The following is a 16,458-nucleotide window of genomic DNA, read 5'->3' on the forward strand; positions in this document are numbered from 1 at the left end:
CGGTTTAGCGTTTCATCTCGGCTTTCATGGCGCGGATGCTGGCTTCACGGTCGCGCACGTCGCGTTCCAAACGGGCGATTTTGGCTTGGTCGCCTTTTTTGCGGGCAACGGCCAATTGTGCCTGCGTGCGCGTGAGCGCGGTTTGCTCGGTACGGATTTCGTTTTGCAGAATCTGATAGCGCGACATCTGCTGCTGCGCGGGCGCGGTGGTAACTTTGGGTACGACGATCACCGGCGCGCGACGCGCACCTTTGCCGGATTTCTGGTTGCGCAGTTTGATTTCCATCGCCGAGTTGGCGGTGTTGGTTACGGAAGTAACCGGCGCGTTGGGGTCGATTTTAATGTCGTCGTAGGGACCGGGTTTTTCGCTCGTCCAAATTTTTTCGATTTCTCCGGCATCTTTTTTCACGGTGGGCGAGGCGGCGGACGGGGCGGGCTGTTCTTCGATATCTTCAATCACGGTGATATTGCTGCCGTCCATTTTGGAAGGGTTGCAGCTGCTGTTGATTTTCTCGGAGGAAAACACGGCTTTGCCGCCGTCTTTGCAGATGTAGGTAACGGCATGCGCGGGCAGGGCGGCGAGGCCGAGGGTAAACAGTGCGCTGTAAACAAATGCTTTCATTGATGGTGTGCGGAACAGAAAATTAGGTGGGAATTATACCTATAATGTATGTAAATGTAGGTTTGAGAATGAAACGGACTTCACAGGCCGTCTGAAAGATACGGCTGCCACGCGGCATCGGCGGGTGCGGTGATGTCGAAGTGTTCGCCATGATAGTCGAAACTCAAGTTGAGGGCGTGGAGAAACAGACGGTCGGCAGGTGTGCCGCCGTAGAGGGTATCGCCCAAAATCGGGCTGCCGATGCTTTTGAGGGCAACGCGGAGCTGATGCGTGCGGCCGGTATGCGGATGCAGTTCAAACAGTCTGATGCCCGGCATGGCGCTACTGCTTTTAAATTCCGTCACTGCGGTGTGTTCGTTCGAGCGTGTGAGCTTCCATGTGCCGCGCCGCGATTTTTCCATGCCGCCTTTGATCCAGCCCTGTTTTTTCAGCGGTTTGCGGTCGCTTAAGGCAATATAGGTTTTTTGCATGGTGCGTTCGGCGAACTGCTGCGCCAACACGGAAGCAGCGGTTTCATTTAAGGCCAGCAGCAACACGCCGCTGGTGGGCTTGTCCAAACGGTGTACCAGCCATACGCGCGACACACAGAGTTGGGCGGCCAGTTGTTGCGTGAGGCCGTCTGAATCTTGGTCTTGATGAACCGATACGTCGGCCGGTTTGTTAATCGCCACAAAATCGGCATGGCGCAGCAACACGGGAAACATGGGCGATAACCTACTTTAAAGCAATGCCGCTGCCGAGCAAGGTAAATACGCCGAGCGCGCAGAACAATACGCAGGCGCCGATGCGCACGGTTTGGGCGGGCAGGCGTTTGATTAAGGTTTCCCCTAAATAGACCACCGGTACATTGGCCAGCAGCAGCCCGATTACACTGCCGGTGATCACCCAAAACATTTCCTGATATTTGGCGGCCATCAGCATGGTAGCGACTTGTGTTTTGTCACCGATTTCCGCGATGAAAAACAAAATTGTGGTCGCGCCGAACGCACCGTATTTGAGCCAACGGCAGTCTAAATCGTTTTGCCGGCCGGGCAGCAGCAGCCACGCGCCCACCGCAATAAAACTGAGGCTGACCGCCCATTTCAAAGCATCGGGAGAAACTGTTTGTGCCAGCCCGACGCCGATTACTGCGGAAAAAAGGTGGTTCAGCAGAGTTGCCACAAACATGCCCGCCACGATGGCGTTTTTTTGGGAAAAGCGGGTTGCGAGAAACAAAGCCAGCAGCTGCGTTTTGTCGCCGATTTCGGTGAACGCGATGCTGAATACAGATGAAACGAAAGCTTCCATAAATTCAATCAGATACTCAAACCGTGCGGGCTTGGTCGAAACAAGTGAAGGCGGCGGCTTCTTTCAGAGCTTGCGTAGAGCATCCGATATGCCATACGAAAGCGGGCGCGCCAAAAATTCGCGATTATAGGGCGGTTCGACAGCGAATACAATTCGATATTTATGCAAAACAAAAGATGCGGAGCAGTGTGGTTGCTCCGCATCTTCTTTCAGATGTTTTCAGACGGCCTTATCATGGTTTTCATGCCGATGCTGAAACAACTTTTTCTCCGCGAAATAAACCAGCAGCAACACAGGCACACCCATCAGCGCAGTCAGCGTAAAGAAGCCCGGATAGCCGATATTATCGACCATAGCGCCCGAGTAGCCGCCCAGCGTTTTCGGCAACAGCGTCATCAGCGAGCTGAAAATAGCATACTGAACCGCGGTGAAACGGATGTCGGTCAAGGCTGATAAAAAGGCTACAAACACCGCGCCGGCCAAGCCCGCAGCCAGATTGTCGAAGCCCACCGCCAGATACATAAATACAACATCGTGCCCGCGGTACGCCAGCGCCACAAACATCAGGTTGGTCAGCGCGGCCAACACCGCACCGGCCATCATCATTTTCATCAACGCGAATTTTTGTGCCAAGAAGCCGCCCAAGAAGCCGCCCACGACTGCCATCAACACCCCGAAAGTTTTGACCGCTGCGGCAATTTCTTCTTTGCTGAAACCCATGTCTTGATAAAACACGTTGGAAATCACGCCCGCCACGATATCCGAAATGCGGTACACGCCGATTAAGGCCAGCAGCAGTAATGCCGATTTACCGTAGCGTTGGAAGAAGTCGGTGACGGGATGAACCCAAGTATCGACGGCAAGCTGCTTCGGCACCAGCCCGCTTTTCACCGTGAACATGCCGACGATAAGCGCAGCGATGGTAGAAAGCACCAATCGCAATCCTTCAACACCCAAGCTGCTGAGCGGGCCGCCGCCTTGAGGCAACACCTTGCCCAGTTGCGAAAACGCTGCCACAAAAGCCGTTACCGACAGCACAAACAGCAGCACCAAGCGCAAATTATCAGACGCGGGGCGCGAAGCCGTGTGCGAGGCAGACGACGCAGGCTCGCGTATCAGCAGCGTTGTCAGCACGCCCACGCCCATGACCGCTGCCATAATCAAATACGTTTGCTGCCAAGCCGCATAATGATAAGCCTGCTCGTGCGAACCGAGTTTGGCGGCCAGAAACAATGCACCCGCGCCCGCCACAATCATGCCCAAGCGGTAGCCGGCGTTGTAGGTTGCCGCCGTTACCGACTGCATCGCCGTATCGTCGCCCGCTACTTCGATTCGGTAGGCATCGATCACTACGTCTTGTGTGGCCGATGAAAAGCCGAGCAATACTGCCGCCGCCGCCATTACCGTCAATGCCGCGGGGCCGACCGGATTCACCATCGCCATCCAACAAATGGCGGCGATAATCAGCAGTTGCGCCAACAGCAGCCAGCCGCGCCGCTTGCCTAAACCGCGCGTCAGCAGCGGCAGCGGCAGCGAGTCGATCAGCGGCGCCCAAACAAACTTAAACGAATAGGCCAAAGCCGCCCAGCTGAACATGGTTACCGTGTTACGCTCCACGCCTGCTTCACGCAGCCACAGCGACAAACTGGAAAAAATCAGCAATAAAGGCATACCGGCGGAAAAGCCGAGAAAAAACATCGTGATCGCACGACGGTCGATATAGGCGCCGGCCGCGGCCAGCCAGCTTTTGGATGAAGTCTGCGTCATAGATACCTTAAAACCGCATGACGGCGGTTTGGGAAAAATAAAAACGTATTGTAGCAATAAGGCTTGAGGCCGTCTGAAAATGTTGGAAAGCTTAGAGCAAATGTTTATGGCTTTTGAACGGTTCAGACGGCCTCAAAAGCTTTGCGCTTGATGATGGGCGTTGCATAATATTGGCGGCTGGATTGCACAAAGCATTGTTTGTCTTTGGCTTGGATATGCTCATAAAGGAAACCGCACCTTATTGCAAGATAAGGTGCAGTTTCTATTTTCAGACGGCCTCAAAGAGTGGAAAGCTTATCTATCAATGGTAGGCAATCAACAAGCTGTTATCGCTTAATACAGCTCTTAATAATAAGAAGCACCGAATATGCTGCTTTCCGGCTCCCACAAAGTCAGTATTTCCGTGTGTTCTTCGGGAACATCCAAGCTGCTGCGGGGCATGTCGGTAACGGCTGCTTCGGGTTCTGCGGGTACATATTCCTGCGTTTCGGGTGCGCCTGATTCTTCGCCGACCAGCTCGTCGATATCGATGTCGTCATCGCTGCCTTGCGGCAAGCGTGCGCCGGTTTGCTTGGCGCGCATTCTCATGAAGATGTCGCGGGTATAGGCGTATTTGTCGATTGCGGCATCTTGCAGGCTGTCGGTCAGGTCGAGATAGCGGTCGCGGGTGTCGATGCCGCCGACGACTGTAGAGCCGATGCGCCCAGCAGTAGTTTCAAAAATGGCATTTTTCACCGGATACGCGTAAGTGATGGTGGAGCCTATGCTGTCGCGCAGAGTGGAAGGGCCGGTAAGCGGGTAAACGAAATAATTGCTGTTTTTCCAGCCCCACGAGGCAAAAGTGTCGCCCAAATTGTTTTTGTTGTTGGGAATGCCGCCGGCGTCGGCAACATTGATCAGGCCGCCCAAGCCGAAAGTGGTGTTGACGCCGACGCGCACCAAATCTTCGCTGGCGCGTTTGATGTCGAGCCGCAATAGGTTGCTGCCCATGCTGACGACGTCGCGCAGATTATCGAAAAAGTTGGTTACGCCTTGACGCACCGGGCGCGGCGTAACGGCGCGGTAGCCGCGGGTAATCGGCGTCATTACATATTTGTCGGCCGTGTCGTTGATTTTGAACATCACGCGGTTGTACGGCTCATAGGGATCGGCAGGATTGCGTTCGGCCCATACAGGCTGTGCAACGGCCAAGACCGCGACTGCCAAACACAGGTTTTTTTTACTCATGGTGCGACCCATTCTTTGATTTCATATAGCTCGGCCAATGCTGCGACCGAATCGGGCAGGCCGCGCAAGGCAACGGACGAGGGTTTCAAACGCAATGCCGTCAGCAGCAGCGACACGCAAGACGAATCGGCACGGCTCACTTCCGACAAATCGACGGTATGCGTTTCGTTCAGACGGCATTGCTGTTCGAAGCGGGCGTAATTGGCAGGCGTAATCGTTTTCACGGTTACTTCGCCTTTCACATACAGCACACCATCGCGTACTTCGGATTGCATGGTTTATTGACCGCCGTTTTTAGACTTCAGCTCGGCGATCAGGCCGTCGATGCCTTTGCTCTTGATGGTTTCGCCGAATTGGTTGCGGTAAACGGTAACCAAGCTCGCGCCTTCGATAGCGACGTTATAAGCGCGGTATTTGCTGCCGTTTTGGTAAGTGGTGAAGTCCATATTGACGGTTTTGCCGCCCGGAGGGGTGACTTCTGCGCGGACAACGATTTCTTTGCCGCTGCGGTTTACCACTGGATTGTCTTTAACCACGACTTTGGCGTTTTTGAATTTCAGCATGGTGCCGGAGTAAGTACGGATCAGCAGGGTTTGGAATTCTTTCGACAAAGCCTGTTTTTGCGTTGCCGTCGCTTCGCGCCAAGGGTTGCCGACGGCCAGTGCGGTCATGCGTTGGAAATCGAAATAGGGCAGGGCATAGTTTTCGGCCTGACGGCGCACGGCGGCATCGTTTCCGCCGTTGGCGTTTTTAAGGATGCTCAATACTTGGGTGGCGTTGTTACGCACTTGGTTAACTGCGTCGGCCGGGGCTGCAACGGCCAAGTTGATGCTCAAAACGGCCATGCCCAAGGCTGTGAATAAAGATGATTTTTTCATGGATTCTTTTCTTTCTGTTTAAATATAAAACGGATTATTCGGCCGCTGTGTTCGCGGCTTCCGAGGCGCTTGAACCGCCTGAGTTTTTCTCGGCAAAATTGGTCATGAATTTACCGATCAGGTTTTCCAGCACCATAGCCGAGCCGGTAATGGTAATGGTGTCGCCTGCCGCCAAATTCTCTTCATCGCCGCCTTGCTGCAAACCGATATATTGTTCGCCCAGCAGGCCGGAGGTGAGAATCTGCGCCGATACGTCGCTGCTGAATTGGTATTGTGTGTTCAAATTCAAGCTGACTTTTGCCTGATAGGTTTTCGGATCCAGCCGGATGCCGCCAACGCGACCGACCAAGACGCCGGATGCTTTCACCGGTGCGTTGACTTTCAAGCCGCCAATGTCGGTGAAATCGGCGTAAACCGTATAAGTCTGCCCCGAGCCGCCGCCCAGCGCCGCGCCGCCTGCCACGCGAAACGCGAGGAAACCGACGGCGATGACGCCCAGTAAGACAAATAAACCTACCCAAAATTCCAAAACATTCTTTTTCATCGTATTACTCGTTGTGTGTTATTCGGTAAACATCAATGCGGTCAGGATAAAATCGACCGCGAGCACGGTCAGCGCGGAAGACACGACGGTGCGCGTGCTGGCGCGCAAAATGCCTTCCGACGTCGGCACGCAATGGAAGCCTTGATGCACGGCAATCAGGGTAACGGCCACGCCGAAGACGCAGGATTTGATCAAGCCGTTGATGACATCGTATTGCAGCGAAATATTGCTCTGCATTTGCGACCAGAAAATGCCGCTGTCCAAGCCCAGATATTGCACGCCGATCAGATACGCGCCGTAAATGCCGGCCACATTGAAAATCGAAGCCAGTAAAGGCATCGACAACACGCCTGCCCAAAAGCGCGGTACGATCACGCGGGCAACGGGGTTCACAGCCATCACGTTCATGGCTTCCAGCTGCTCGGTGGTTTTCATCAGGCCGATTTCACTGGTCATCGCGCCGCCTGCGCTGCTGGCAAAGAGAATGGCCGCCAACACAGGCCCCAACTCGCGCAGCAGGCTGGCAGCCACCATAAAGCCGAGCACGTCGGCAGATTTGAATTTGGAAAGTTGCGTATAGCCCTGCAAGCCCAGCACCATGCCGACAAACAAGCCCGATACGGCGATAATCAGCACCGACAGCACGCCGGCAAAATACATTTGCCGCACGCTGAGGCGGAAGCGGCTTAAAGCTGTGCCCGATTTGGCAAGTATCTGTATCAGAAACAGACACACGCTGCCGAGCGCGCGGATGAAGTGAAGGGTATTTCGCCCTATGGTTTGGATAAAATTCATCATTTCTTTACATTAATCTTTTCAGACGGCCTCTGCTGCAACAGGCCGTCTGAAAACTTATTGCGCCTCCAGAAAATCTTGGCGCAAATCGGTTTGTGCCGGATAGCGGAACGGCACCGGCCCGTTGGGTAGTCCGCCGATAAATTGCTGTACCCAAGGCGAATCGAGTCTGCGCATTTCTTCCGGGCTGCCGGAAAACACTATCTCGCCGTGCGCCAGAAAAATCACTTGGTTCACAATGGCCAACGACTGCTCGATGTCGTGCGTTACCATCACGCTGGTGGAGCGCAACGCTTTGTTGGCGCGGCTGATCAAGTGGGCAATCACGCCCAGCGAAATCGGGTCCAGGCCGGTAAACGGCTCGTCGTAAATCATGATTTCGGGGTCGAGTGCGATGGTTCTGGCTAAGGCTACGCGCCGTGCCATGCCGCCGGAAAGTTCAGACGGCATCAGCTTTTCAATGCCCCGCAGGCCGACGGCGTTCAGCTTCAAAATCACCAAATCGCGGATAACGGCTTCGGGCAGCTTGGTCAGCTCGCGCATGGGGAAGGCGACGTTGTCAAACACCGATAAGTCGGTAAACAGCGCGCCGTGCTGAAACAAAACGCCCATGCGGCGGCGGTGTTCGTATAATTCCGAAGCGCTCAGTTTGGCCAAGTCGCGCCCTTCCACCAGCACTTGGCCTTGCTGCGGATGGATTTGGCCGGTAATCAGGCGCATCAGCGTGGTTTTGCCGCTGCCCGAACCGCCCATCACGGCTGCAAAATTACCTTGTCGGATGGTGAAGTTGATGTTTTGAAGAATCGGGCGGTCGCCGTAGGCAAACGCCACGTTTTTCATTTCAATGAAGGGGCTGGTGGTCATGCGCGTGAAATGTGTTGAAAGGTTTGCATTTTAATAACTTAAGGTAGGCATGGGCAATTTTTCAGACGGTCTTTTCATGCAAAAATACACTACTGTATGTAAATTACTGAAATCATTCCGCTTATCATAAAATAAAAATAAGGCAAAAAATACAACAAGCTAAATCAAGTAATGATGAACGGCATTGTAGTGTTTTAAACGGTATTCGGGCTGAAAAACGGGTGATTCCGATTGCAGCAAGCTCTTTTATGGATGCGCTTGAGTTGGACAATGCGGCTGTTCCCGATGCTTGATACGGGCGCAGCCGCAAATGTTAAGCGTTTGTGCATTCTTGCGGAAGCCAAATGCTGACTTTCAAGCCGTGCTCGAAGCGGGTTGAATCCGACAGGGAAATGGTGCCGCCGTAGCGCTCGGCAATCGTTTTGGCAATCGACAGCCCCAAGCCGCTGCCCTCGGTGCCGCTGCCCAATACGCGGTAAAACGGGTCGAACACACGCTCGCGTTCTTCGAGGGGGATGCCGGGGCCGTTGTCTTCCACTTCCAAACGCAGGCCGCCGTTTTCGATTTTGGCAGTCAGATCGACTTGGCCGTTTTCGGGCGTGTAGAGGATGGCGTTTTCCAGCAGCGTTTTCAGCAGCGTGTAGATTTCGGTTTCGTCCACGCAAATATTGACGCTTTCGCAGTCGGCGCCCAAGTCGATGTTTTTGCCTTCGGCCAAGGGGTATAAATCCTGTATCAGTTTTTGGCAGAACTTGGCTAAATGGATGTTTTGTGCCGGCTGCTGGTTTTCATGCGCCTGCGCCCGCGCCATTGAGAGCAGCTGTTCCAGCAAACGGCGGTTGCGCCCTATGCCTTCGCGCAAGTCTTCAACCAGCGCGGCGGTGTCTTCCGGCAGCCCTTTTCCCGACAAACGTTCGGCCTGCAAGGAAAGTGCGGTCATGGGCGAGCGCAGTTCGTGGGCGGCATCGGCGATAAAACGCTGCTGCTGGCGGATGCTTTCGCCCACGCGGTGAAGCAGATGGTTGATGGCTTCGGTAAAGCCGTAGATTTCCATCGGAATTTTGTGGGTGGAAAGCGGGGAAAAGTCGTTGTCTTTACGGTTTTCGGCCTGTTCGGAAAGCCGGGAAATCGGGCGCAGGCTCAGGTGGATAATCAGCATGGTCAGCAATACGGCCACCGGCACCAAGGTCAGCAGCGGCAGTACGGCAAACCACGCGCTGTCGAAGGCTACGTCGTCGCGGAACTCTGTTTCTTGGATAAACGCTACCAGCGTGTTGTCTTCATAGCGGTGGATGTAGGCGCGGTAGGTCTTTTTCTTTTGTTTGTCGGTGATGTTGAAAAAGCCTTCTTCGGGGTCGGACGGAATATTGAAGCGGCTTTCGTCGTCAACGGGCTGGATGTAGATGCGGGTGTCGTTGTCGATGTCGGTGTAGCCAGCTTCTTCCGGCAGCTCGTCTTTTCTGGTGAGCAGCGCGGCCTGCTTGAGCATGTCGTCTTGAAGCTCTTCCGCTTCTTCAAACATGGTGTAGAAGGTAACGACCCCTGAAATCAATGCGGTGGCAAGGATAATCAGGGTCAGAAAGACGGAAAGGCGTGCCTGAATAGATGGGTGGCGGAACATAATATATGTATTTTCTCGGTGGGATTGCCATGCAATCGTTCAATTAACAGCCGTGCAGTTTTCTGTTTATACAGCATATTTTGCCACAAGACGCGGATTTTTTCAGACGGCCTTAATCAATGGAGTAAATACACTGCCGAAGGGTAGGGTGAAATTCGGCAAGCATACACGGCGGAAATTAGGTACGGATTAGGTATGCATTAGGTATGGCGGAAGTTTGGGAGCGGTTGTGATTGGCGGATTGGCTTGGCAAGGCAATCTGATGCCGCCGACCGATATTTTCAGACGGCCTCTTAAGCCTATGCCTGTGCTGTTATCGTTAGAGCGGATAGACAAACACTTTGGATTGGCGTTTGCTTTCGTGATATTCGTGCCGGCGTTCTGGGGGGAGGTCTTCGGGAGAGGCCGTCTGAAAACCGCGTTCGATAAACCATTCGCCGGTGTGGGTGGAGAGGGCGAACAGCTTGCGGATGTTGCGGCTGCGGGCTTGGGCGAGCAGGTGTTCGAGCAGCAGTTCGCCGTAGCCGCTGTCTTGCGCTTCGGGGGAAACGACCAAGCAGGCCAGTTCGCCGGATTGCCCGTCGGAGAAGGTTTTGAGCGCGACGCAGCCGTAAATTTGGCGGTCGTGTTCCAGCACGGAAAATTCGCCAATGTGGTTTTCGAGATATTCCCGGCTGCGGTGCAGCAAGATGCCTTGTTCCTCCAGCGGGCGGATGAGTGCGGCGATGTCGGGAATGTCGCCGCTTTGGGCTTGGCGTATGCTCATGAAGGCGTTGCGTGCCAGCGAAGTGCCGACGCCGTGGCGGGTGAACAGCTCGGCAATCAGGCTGCCGTTGCTGAGGCCGCTGAGTATTTGGGTGCGCTGTACGCCGTTTTCGACGGCATTAACGGCGGATTGCAGCAGGCGGTGTTGGGTGGGGTGGATGCTGCCGTTGTCCAACATACTGCGGGCTTCTTGGGCGGAAAGGTTGGATAACACATTGCCTTGTGCGTCCAATATACCTTCTTGATCCACCAGATAAATCAGTTTTTCGGCTTGCAGGGCGATGGCCGTACTTTCGGCGATATCGCCCATGCTGAGGTTGAAGGTTTTGCCGCTAAGCGAATGCCCCAGCGGGCTGATGAGCACCAGCGCGCCTTCGTTGAGGTTGCGCAAGATGCTTTCGGTGTTGATTTTGCGAACGACGCCGGTGTAGCCCATGTCGATGCCGTCGATCACGCCGAGCGGGCGGGCGGAAACAAAATTGCCGCCGGCGATGTTGAGGGGTTTGCCGCGCAAAGGGGTTTGGGAAAGGCCGAAGGATAGGGCGGCTTCTATGTCGCTGCGCACCATGCCGCAGGCTTGTTTGGCGTAAACCAGCATGGCGTCGTCGGTGATGCGGCGGCCGTTGTGGTATTGCGGCGTGATACCGGCTGTTTCGGATAAGACATTGATTTGTGTGCGCGAACCGTGTACCACCACCAACCGCACACCCAAGCTGGCGATTAAGTTTAAATCGGCGGCGAGCGTGGGCAGCGTAGCGCCGCCGATCAGGCCGCTCGCTATGCCCACAACCAGCGTTTTGCCGCGCAGGTAGTGGATATAGGGGGCGGCTTCGCGGAAGTCGCGGATGAAATCAACGGAAGTGGTCATCTCAATTTAGTAACAACACTAGGTAGAAAAGCTGCATGATCAATACGGTTAGCGCAACCAATGTGGCCAGCGTCCAGTTGAAGCCGTCTTTTTTCGGCTCTTGCTGCGGCATGTGTACGGGCATCGGGCCGGACGCGGGCATGGCGGGCGCAGGCTGGGCGGGGCCTTTCATTTTGGCTGCGGTAGCGGCTTTGGCGGAATTGCGGGCATCGCTCACCAGCATATTGTCGAGCAGGTCGGCAATTTCATTTTTCGACAAAGTTTTGCGCGTGCGCACCTGCGGGCCGATGGAATGCACGAGTTTGGTATCGGTAACGGCGTTCAACAGCAGGCTGGGGTCGATGTTTTTAGGTGTTTCGGCAATATGGTTTTTGGCCTGAAACAAGCCTTCGCATTTACGGCAAACCACGAAACCTTGCGCAACATTCAGTTGCGTATCTTTAACCCACAAACGGGTTTTGCAGTGAGGACAGACGCAGACGGGCATAGTGTTGTAATTGAACGTTTATTATTAAAGGATGGGGCATTTTAAGGTTTTTCAGACGGCATGGGAAGTAAGCCGGGGCTGACGGTAGGGATTGGGGGCTGTTCGGCGCGATTTGTGTGTTTTTATTACCTATGATTATGAAATTCCGCCTGTGTGCGGTGTGCGTTTGCTTTGTTTGGAACAGTGTTGCGCCGCCGTCTCTTTGGAATGGAACGAAACATGTGAAGTGTGGAACCGACCAAAGGCCGTCTGACAAGTAAGGGTTCATGCTTTTCAGACGGCCTTGGTTCGATAGGGCAGGCAATCGCCTCGCCCGCCGCCGTTTCTGATTGATTCCGTTATAATCCACCCATCTATAACCTTTTCAGACGGCCTCATACCATGTCTCAAACCCTTCTTCTCGTCGACGGCTCTTCCTACCTCTACCGCGCGTTTCATGCCATGGCACCGCTTACCGCGCCCGACGGCACGCCCACCGGCGCATTGTACGGCGTGCTCAACATGCTGCGCCGCCTGCGTGCCGATTATGTGCACGACTATTGCGCGGTGGTGTTTGATGCCAAAGGCGAAAATTTCCGCCACAAGATGTATCCCGACTACAAAGCCACGCGCCCGCAGATGCCCGACGAACTGCGCCCGCAAGCCGAAATGCTGCCCGAACTGGTGCGGCTGATGGGCTGGCCGGTGTTGATTGTGCCGGATGTGGAAGCCGACGACGTGATCGGCACGCTGGCCAAACAAGGAGAGGAAGCGGGCTGGAACGTGGTGATTTCCACCGGTGATAAGGATATGGCGCAGCTGGTGTCGGAGCACGTTACCCTCGTCAACACCATGAGCAACGAAAAGCTCGACATTGAAGGCGTGAAAAACAAATTCGGTGTTTGCCCCGACCAAATCATTGATTATTTAACCTTAATCGGCGACAAAGTGGACAACGTGCCGGGCGTGGACAAATGCGGCCCCAAAACCGCTGTGAAATGGCTGGATCAATACGGCACGCTGCAAAACGTGATGGACAATGCGTCTGAAATTAAAGGCAAAGTCGGCGAAAACCTGCAAGCCGCGCTGCCGCAGCTGCCCCTGTCTTACCAACTCGTTACCATCAAAACCGATGTGGACTTACACAGCGATCTTTCAGACGGCCTCGAAAGTCTGCGCCGCACCACGCCGAAATGGTCGCAACTGGCGGTGGAATTCAAACGCCTCAACTTCCGCACTTGGCTGAAAGAAGCCGAAGAGCGCATGCACGAAGGCAACGGCGATTTGTTCGGCGCGGCGCATATCGGCGAACAGGCTGCGCTCGCTGCCGAGAGGCCGTCTGAAAAGGAAATCGGCATTGCCCAAGCCCCTGAAACGCTGGATTATCAAGCCGTTACCAACGAAGCCCAGTTTACCGCTCTGTTGAGCAAATTGTCGCAAGCCGACACCGTCGGCATCGACACCGAAACCACCAGCCTCAACCCGATGGAAGCGCAGCTCGTCGGCATCAGCATCGCTTTCAAAGCAGGCGAAGCCGTGTATATCCCGCTCGGCCACACGCCCACCGCCGCGCCCGAACAGCTTAATTTGCAAGACGTATTAGGCCGTCTGAAACCCCATTTGGAGAATGCGGAACTCAAAAAAATCGGCCAAAACCTCAAATACGACCAACACATTTTCGCCAACTACGGCATTGGCCTGAACGGCATTGCCGGCGACGCCATGCTCGCGTCTTATATTATCGAAAGCCACTTGGGGCACGGCCTCGACGAACTTTCCCAACGCTGGCTCGGCCTGCCCACCATCACCTACGAATCCCTGTGCGGCAAAGGCGCCAAACAGATTTCGTTTGCCGATGTCGGCCTCGGACAAGCCACCGAATACGCCGCCCAAGATGCCGATTTCGCCCTGCGTATCGAAGGCTGGCTGAAAGCACAAATGGACGAAAAACAGCTTGAAATGTATCAACACATGGAGCTGCCCGTGGCTCAAGTGCTGTTTGAAATGGAGCGCAACGGCGTCCTCATCGACAAAAACGAACTCGCCCAACAAAGCCACGAACTCGGCACCCAACTGCTGGCACTGGAGCAGCAAGCCTACGAAGCCGCAGGCCAGCCCTTCAATCTCAACTCGCCCAAACAACTGCAAGAAATCCTGTTCGACAAAATGGGCATTCCCACCAAAGGGCTCAAAAAAACCGCCTCCGGGGGCATTTCCACCAACGAAGCCGTGCTCGAACAACTCGCGCCCGACTACCCGCTGCCCAAAATCATCTTACAAAACCGCGGCCTAGCCAAACTAAAGTCCACCTACACCGACAAACTGCCCGAAATGATCAACCCACACACCGGCCGCGTGCACACCACCTACGCCCAAGCCGTCGCCATCACAGGGCGGCTGGCCAGCAACAACCCCAACCTGCAAAACATCCCCATTCGCACCGAAGAAGGCCGTCGTGTGCGCCGCGCCTTTACCGCCCCCACAGGCAGCGTAATCGTGTCCGCCGACTATTCCCAAATCGAACTGCGCATCATGGCGCATTTGAGCGGCGACAAAACCCTGATCGAAGCCTTTAAAAACGGCGAAGACATCCACCGCCGCACCGCCGCCGAAGTGTTCGGCGTCGCACAAGAAAACGTCAGCAGCGAACAACGCCGCTACGCCAAAACCATCAACTTCGGCCTCATCTACGGCATGGGCCAATACGGCCTTGCCAAATCACTGGGCATCGACAACCTTTCCGCCAAAAACTTCATCGACCGCTACTTCGCCCGCTACCCCGGCGTGGCCGACTACATGCAGCGCACCAAAGAACAGGCCGCCGCCCAAGGCTATGTAGAAACCCTGTTCGGCCGCCGCCTCTACCTGCCCGACATCCACAACAAAAACGCCAACGCCCGCGCCGGAGCCGAACGTACCGCCATCAACGCCCCCATGCAAGGCACCGCCTCCGACCTCATCAAACGCGCCATGATCGCCGTGCGCAACTGGCTCGTTTCAGACGGCCTCCAAAGCAAACTCATCATGCAGGTGCATGATGAATTAGTGCTGGAAGTGCCCGAATCGGAAATGGATTTAGTGAAAACAAAACTGCCCGAGATTATGGCAAGCGTGGCAGAAGGCATGCTGGGCGTGCCGTTGGTGGCCGAAGTGGGCGCGGGGGAGAATTGGGAAGAGGCGCATTGAGTTTATTTGACCCTATTATTCTTTCAGTATAGAATTAATCTCAAAAATAAATTATTGAGATATGAATTATGAGAAAAGTAGAAAAGCCTAAAAATATCAGTGATTTAATGCAAAAGTATATAGCTCAATTTCATGAAGTGATGTCAGTTGACATGCCTGAATCTGATGAAGCTTATATTCATTGGGATAAATTGCGGCGTTTATCCAAGGATAATGATCTTAATGAAAAAAGATGGCTTAAGCTCAAACTTGTTAGAGAGGGTTCTTCTCGTAGTGTAAGATTAAAAGATAAATATGGATTCAATTTTAAGTTTAATATACCAAATAATTGCCACTCGCTACTCCATCAAATTGATGAATTAAGAGCTAGATTATTAAATTTTTATATGGATAAAGCAAATAAGCATGAATTTTGGTCCAGTTCTTTGAAATATGAAGAATCTATTTCCAGCTCGCAATTGGAAGGCGCTGCTACTACTAGAGCTGTTGCCTTACAAATGCTTGAAGAGGAAAGAGCTCCTCAAAGTAACGATGAAAAGATGATTTTGAATAATTACCTTTTAATGAAACAGGTACTTGAAAAAAAAGATTGTAAATTAGATATTGATTTAATTTTAAATTTTCATTTGATTGCAACTCAAGGTATAGATGATAGAAAAATATCTCCTGGAATGTTAAGGAATAAGGATGATGTCTATGTTAGTAATTACTACAATGAAATTTTACATCTGCCTCCTTCACACCAAGATTTATCAGAAAGATTACAAAAACTATGTGACTTTGCTAATTATGAGCATAAAGAAAAGGAGTTTATTCATCCTATAATAAAAGCAATTATTTTGCATTTTATGTTAGGTTATGAACATCCTTTCTTTGATGGAAACGGTAGAACTGCAAGAGCATTATTTTATTGGTTTGTAATGAAAAATAATTACAATGAGTTTGAATATATTTCTATTAGTAAGCTCTTAAAAGAAGCACCTGCTAAATATGCAAAAGCTTATTTATATACAGAAACCGATGATAATGATTTAACTTATTTCATCGAACACCAATTGTATACAATAAAAAAATCTATTGAAGAACTATTTAAATTCCTTGATAGAAAACATAAAGAGTTTACAGAGACATTAGCTTGGCTATCTAAGACATCTGTATATCACGATTTGAACTCAAAAGAAATTATTTTATTAAAAAAAGCTATTAAAAATCCAGGTAAAGTATTCACTGCAAAAGAAGTCAAAAATTCATTAGGAGTTACAGATAACACGGCAAGAAAATATTTAGAACATTTATCAGAACACAAGATTTTATTAAAATCAATTTCGGATAGAACTTCTATTTACATTGCTAGACAAGATATAGTTAATTTGCTAAATCAAAGAAAATGATCTGTTAAACAAATTTTATAATAAGCCGTAGCCTGCAATGCACTTGATTACTTGTGTTTGCTGTTGCTGATCGACGGGTTGGTAACACAGTTGCTACTGATGTATTGATCAAGCCTCGAGAAGCAAAAAGGCCGTCTGAAAATAAACCGCCCTTTAAACTTTGGGCAATTCATTTTC

At 52.5% G+C, this 16,458-nt stretch carries 15 protein-coding genes; 2 read left to right on the forward strand and 13 right to left on the reverse strand.

Translation table 11 applies throughout. The annotated features are described in order from the left end of the window. Positions 1 to 4: 4 nt before the first annotated feature. The 13 genes from CKV66_RS03225 to CKV66_RS03285 all read right to left on the reverse strand — a co-directional run bounded on the left by CKV66_RS03225 (position 5) and on the right by CKV66_RS03285 (position 11,725). Positions 5 to 622 (reverse strand): hypothetical protein, encoded by a 618-nt coding sequence (locus CKV66_RS03225; RefSeq protein WP_085363377.1) that lies wholly within the window; start codon positions 620 to 622, stop codon positions 5 to 7. A gap of 80 nt (positions 623 to 702) precedes the next feature. Continuing rightward, positions 703 to 1,326 (reverse strand): TIGR01621 family pseudouridine synthase, encoded by a 624-nt coding sequence (locus CKV66_RS03230; protein WP_085363378.1) that lies wholly within the window; start codon positions 1,324 to 1,326, stop codon positions 703 to 705. Positions 1,327 to 1,336: 10 nt separating this feature from the next. After that, on the reverse strand, positions 1,337 to 1,909 hold the full coding sequence (locus CKV66_RS03235; RefSeq protein ID WP_085363379.1) for a TMEM165/GDT1 family protein: 573 nt from the start codon (positions 1,907 to 1,909) through the stop codon (positions 1,337 to 1,339). A gap of 219 nt (positions 1,910 to 2,128) precedes the next feature. Continuing rightward, positions 2,129 to 3,676: an AmpG family muropeptide MFS transporter gene (locus CKV66_RS03240; protein WP_085363380.1), complete on the reverse strand. Its 1,548-nt coding sequence runs from the start codon at positions 3,674 to 3,676 to the stop codon at positions 2,129 to 2,131. Positions 3,677 to 4,021: 345 nt separating this feature from the next. After that, positions 4,022 to 4,903 carry an MlaA family lipoprotein gene (locus tag CKV66_RS03245; RefSeq protein WP_085363381.1) on the reverse strand — a complete coding sequence of 294 codons (882 nt, stop codon included), beginning with the start codon at positions 4,901 to 4,903 and terminating at the stop codon, positions 4,022 to 4,024. Continuing rightward, positions 4,900 to 5,178: an STAS domain-containing protein gene (locus tag CKV66_RS03250; RefSeq protein WP_085363382.1), complete on the reverse strand. Its 279-nt coding sequence runs from the start codon at positions 5,176 to 5,178 to the stop codon at positions 4,900 to 4,902. Before CKV66_RS03250 ends, CKV66_RS03245 begins: the two co-directional genes overlap by 4 nt. Positions 5,179 to 5,181: 3 nt before the next feature. After that, positions 5,182 to 5,781 (reverse strand): MlaC/ttg2D family ABC transporter substrate-binding protein, encoded by a 600-nt coding sequence (locus CKV66_RS03255; protein ID WP_085363383.1) that lies wholly within the window; start codon positions 5,779 to 5,781, stop codon positions 5,182 to 5,184. 34 nt (positions 5,782 to 5,815) lie between these two features. Further along, positions 5,816 to 6,325 (reverse strand): outer membrane lipid asymmetry maintenance protein MlaD, encoded by a 510-nt coding sequence (gene mlaD / locus CKV66_RS03260; protein ID WP_085363384.1) that lies wholly within the window; start codon positions 6,323 to 6,325, stop codon positions 5,816 to 5,818. Positions 6,326 to 6,343: 18 nt separating this feature from the next. Beyond that, positions 6,344 to 7,120 carry a lipid asymmetry maintenance ABC transporter permease subunit MlaE gene (gene mlaE / locus CKV66_RS03265; protein ID WP_085363443.1) on the reverse strand — a complete coding sequence of 259 codons (777 nt, stop codon included), beginning with the start codon at positions 7,118 to 7,120 and terminating at the stop codon, positions 6,344 to 6,346. A gap of 57 nt (positions 7,121 to 7,177) precedes the next feature. Next, positions 7,178 to 7,984 carry an ABC transporter ATP-binding protein gene (locus CKV66_RS03270; RefSeq protein WP_085363385.1) on the reverse strand — a complete coding sequence of 269 codons (807 nt, stop codon included), beginning with the start codon at positions 7,982 to 7,984 and terminating at the stop codon, positions 7,178 to 7,180. Between the two features lie 313 nt (positions 7,985 to 8,297). Further along, entirely contained in the window at positions 8,298 to 9,605 is a 1,308-nt protein-coding gene (locus CKV66_RS03275) for a sensor histidine kinase (protein WP_085363386.1), read from the reverse strand. Positions 9,606 to 9,924: 319 nt separating this feature from the next. Continuing rightward, a complete protein-coding gene (gene argA, locus CKV66_RS03280; protein ID WP_085363387.1) occupies positions 9,925 to 11,238 on the reverse strand; it encodes an amino-acid N-acetyltransferase in 1,314 nt (437 codons plus the stop codon). Between the two features lies 1 nt (position 11,239). Further along, on the reverse strand, positions 11,240 to 11,725 hold the full coding sequence (locus tag CKV66_RS03285) for an MJ0042-type zinc finger domain-containing protein (protein WP_085363388.1): 486 nt from the start codon (positions 11,723 to 11,725) through the stop codon (positions 11,240 to 11,242). A 381-nt stretch (positions 11,726 to 12,106) separates the two neighbouring features. Between CKV66_RS03285 and polA the strand changes: the two genes are divergently transcribed. Both polA and CKV66_RS03295 read left to right on the forward strand, forming a co-directional pair. Continuing rightward, the gene (polA, locus tag CKV66_RS03290) at positions 12,107 to 14,890 is read left to right on the forward strand and encodes a DNA polymerase I (protein ID WP_085363389.1); all 2,784 of its coding nucleotides are present in this window, start codon (positions 12,107 to 12,109) and stop codon (positions 14,888 to 14,890) included. Positions 14,891 to 14,958: 68 nt separating this feature from the next. Further along, positions 14,959 to 16,281 (forward strand): Fic family protein, encoded by a 1,323-nt coding sequence (locus tag CKV66_RS03295; RefSeq protein ID WP_085363390.1) that lies wholly within the window; start codon positions 14,959 to 14,961, stop codon positions 16,279 to 16,281. Positions 16,282 to 16,458: the final 177 nt, after the last annotated feature.

It is taken from the genome of Neisseria zoodegmatis (genome assembly GCF_900187305.1).
Classification (GTDB): Bacteria; Pseudomonadota; Gammaproteobacteria; order Burkholderiales; family Neisseriaceae; genus Neisseria; species Neisseria zoodegmatis.

Coding starts and splice junctions, on each gene's coding strand:
- CKV66_RS03225 (WP_085363377.1), bottom strand. CDS start 622: ATGAAAGCATTTGTTTACAGCGCACTGTTTACCCTCGGCCTCGCCGCC.
- CKV66_RS03230 (WP_085363378.1), bottom strand. CDS start 1,326: ATGTTTCCCGTGTTGCTGCGCCATGCCGATTTTGTGGCGATTAACAAA.
- CKV66_RS03235 (WP_085363379.1), bottom strand. CDS start 1,909: ATGGAAGCTTTCGTTTCATCTGTATTCAGCATCGCGTTCACCGAAATC.
- CKV66_RS03240 (WP_085363380.1), bottom strand. CDS start 3,676: ATGACGCAGACTTCATCCAAAAGCTGGCTGGCCGCGGCCGGCGCCTAT.
- CKV66_RS03245 (WP_085363381.1), bottom strand. CDS start 4,903: ATGAGTAAAAAAAACCTGTGTTTGGCAGTCGCGGTCTTGGCCGTTGCA.
- CKV66_RS03250 (WP_085363382.1), bottom strand. CDS start 5,178: ATGCAATCCGAAGTACGCGATGGTGTGCTGTATGTGAAAGGCGAAGTA.
- CKV66_RS03255 (WP_085363383.1), bottom strand. CDS start 5,781: ATGAAAAAATCATCTTTATTCACAGCCTTGGGCATGGCCGTTTTGAGC.
- mlaD (WP_085363384.1), bottom strand. CDS start 6,325: ATGAAAAAGAATGTTTTGGAATTTTGGGTAGGTTTATTTGTCTTACTG.
- mlaE (WP_085363443.1), bottom strand. CDS start 7,120: ATGAATTTTATCCAAACCATAGGGCGAAATACCCTTCACTTCATCCGC.
- CKV66_RS03270 (WP_085363385.1), bottom strand. CDS start 7,984: ATGACCACCAGCCCCTTCATTGAAATGAAAAACGTGGCGTTTGCCTAC.
- CKV66_RS03275 (WP_085363386.1), bottom strand. CDS start 9,605: ATGTTCCGCCACCCATCTATTCAGGCACGCCTTTCCGTCTTTCTGACC.
- argA (WP_085363387.1), bottom strand. CDS start 11,238: ATGACCACTTCCGTTGATTTCATCCGCGACTTCCGCGAAGCCGCCCCC.
- CKV66_RS03285 (WP_085363388.1), bottom strand. CDS start 11,725: ATGCCCGTCTGCGTCTGTCCTCACTGCAAAACCCGTTTGTGGGTTAAA.
- polA (WP_085363389.1), top strand. CDS start 12,107: ATGTCTCAAACCCTTCTTCTCGTCGACGGCTCTTCCTACCTCTACCGC.
- CKV66_RS03295 (WP_085363390.1), top strand. CDS start 14,959: ATGAGAAAAGTAGAAAAGCCTAAAAATATCAGTGATTTAATGCAAAAG.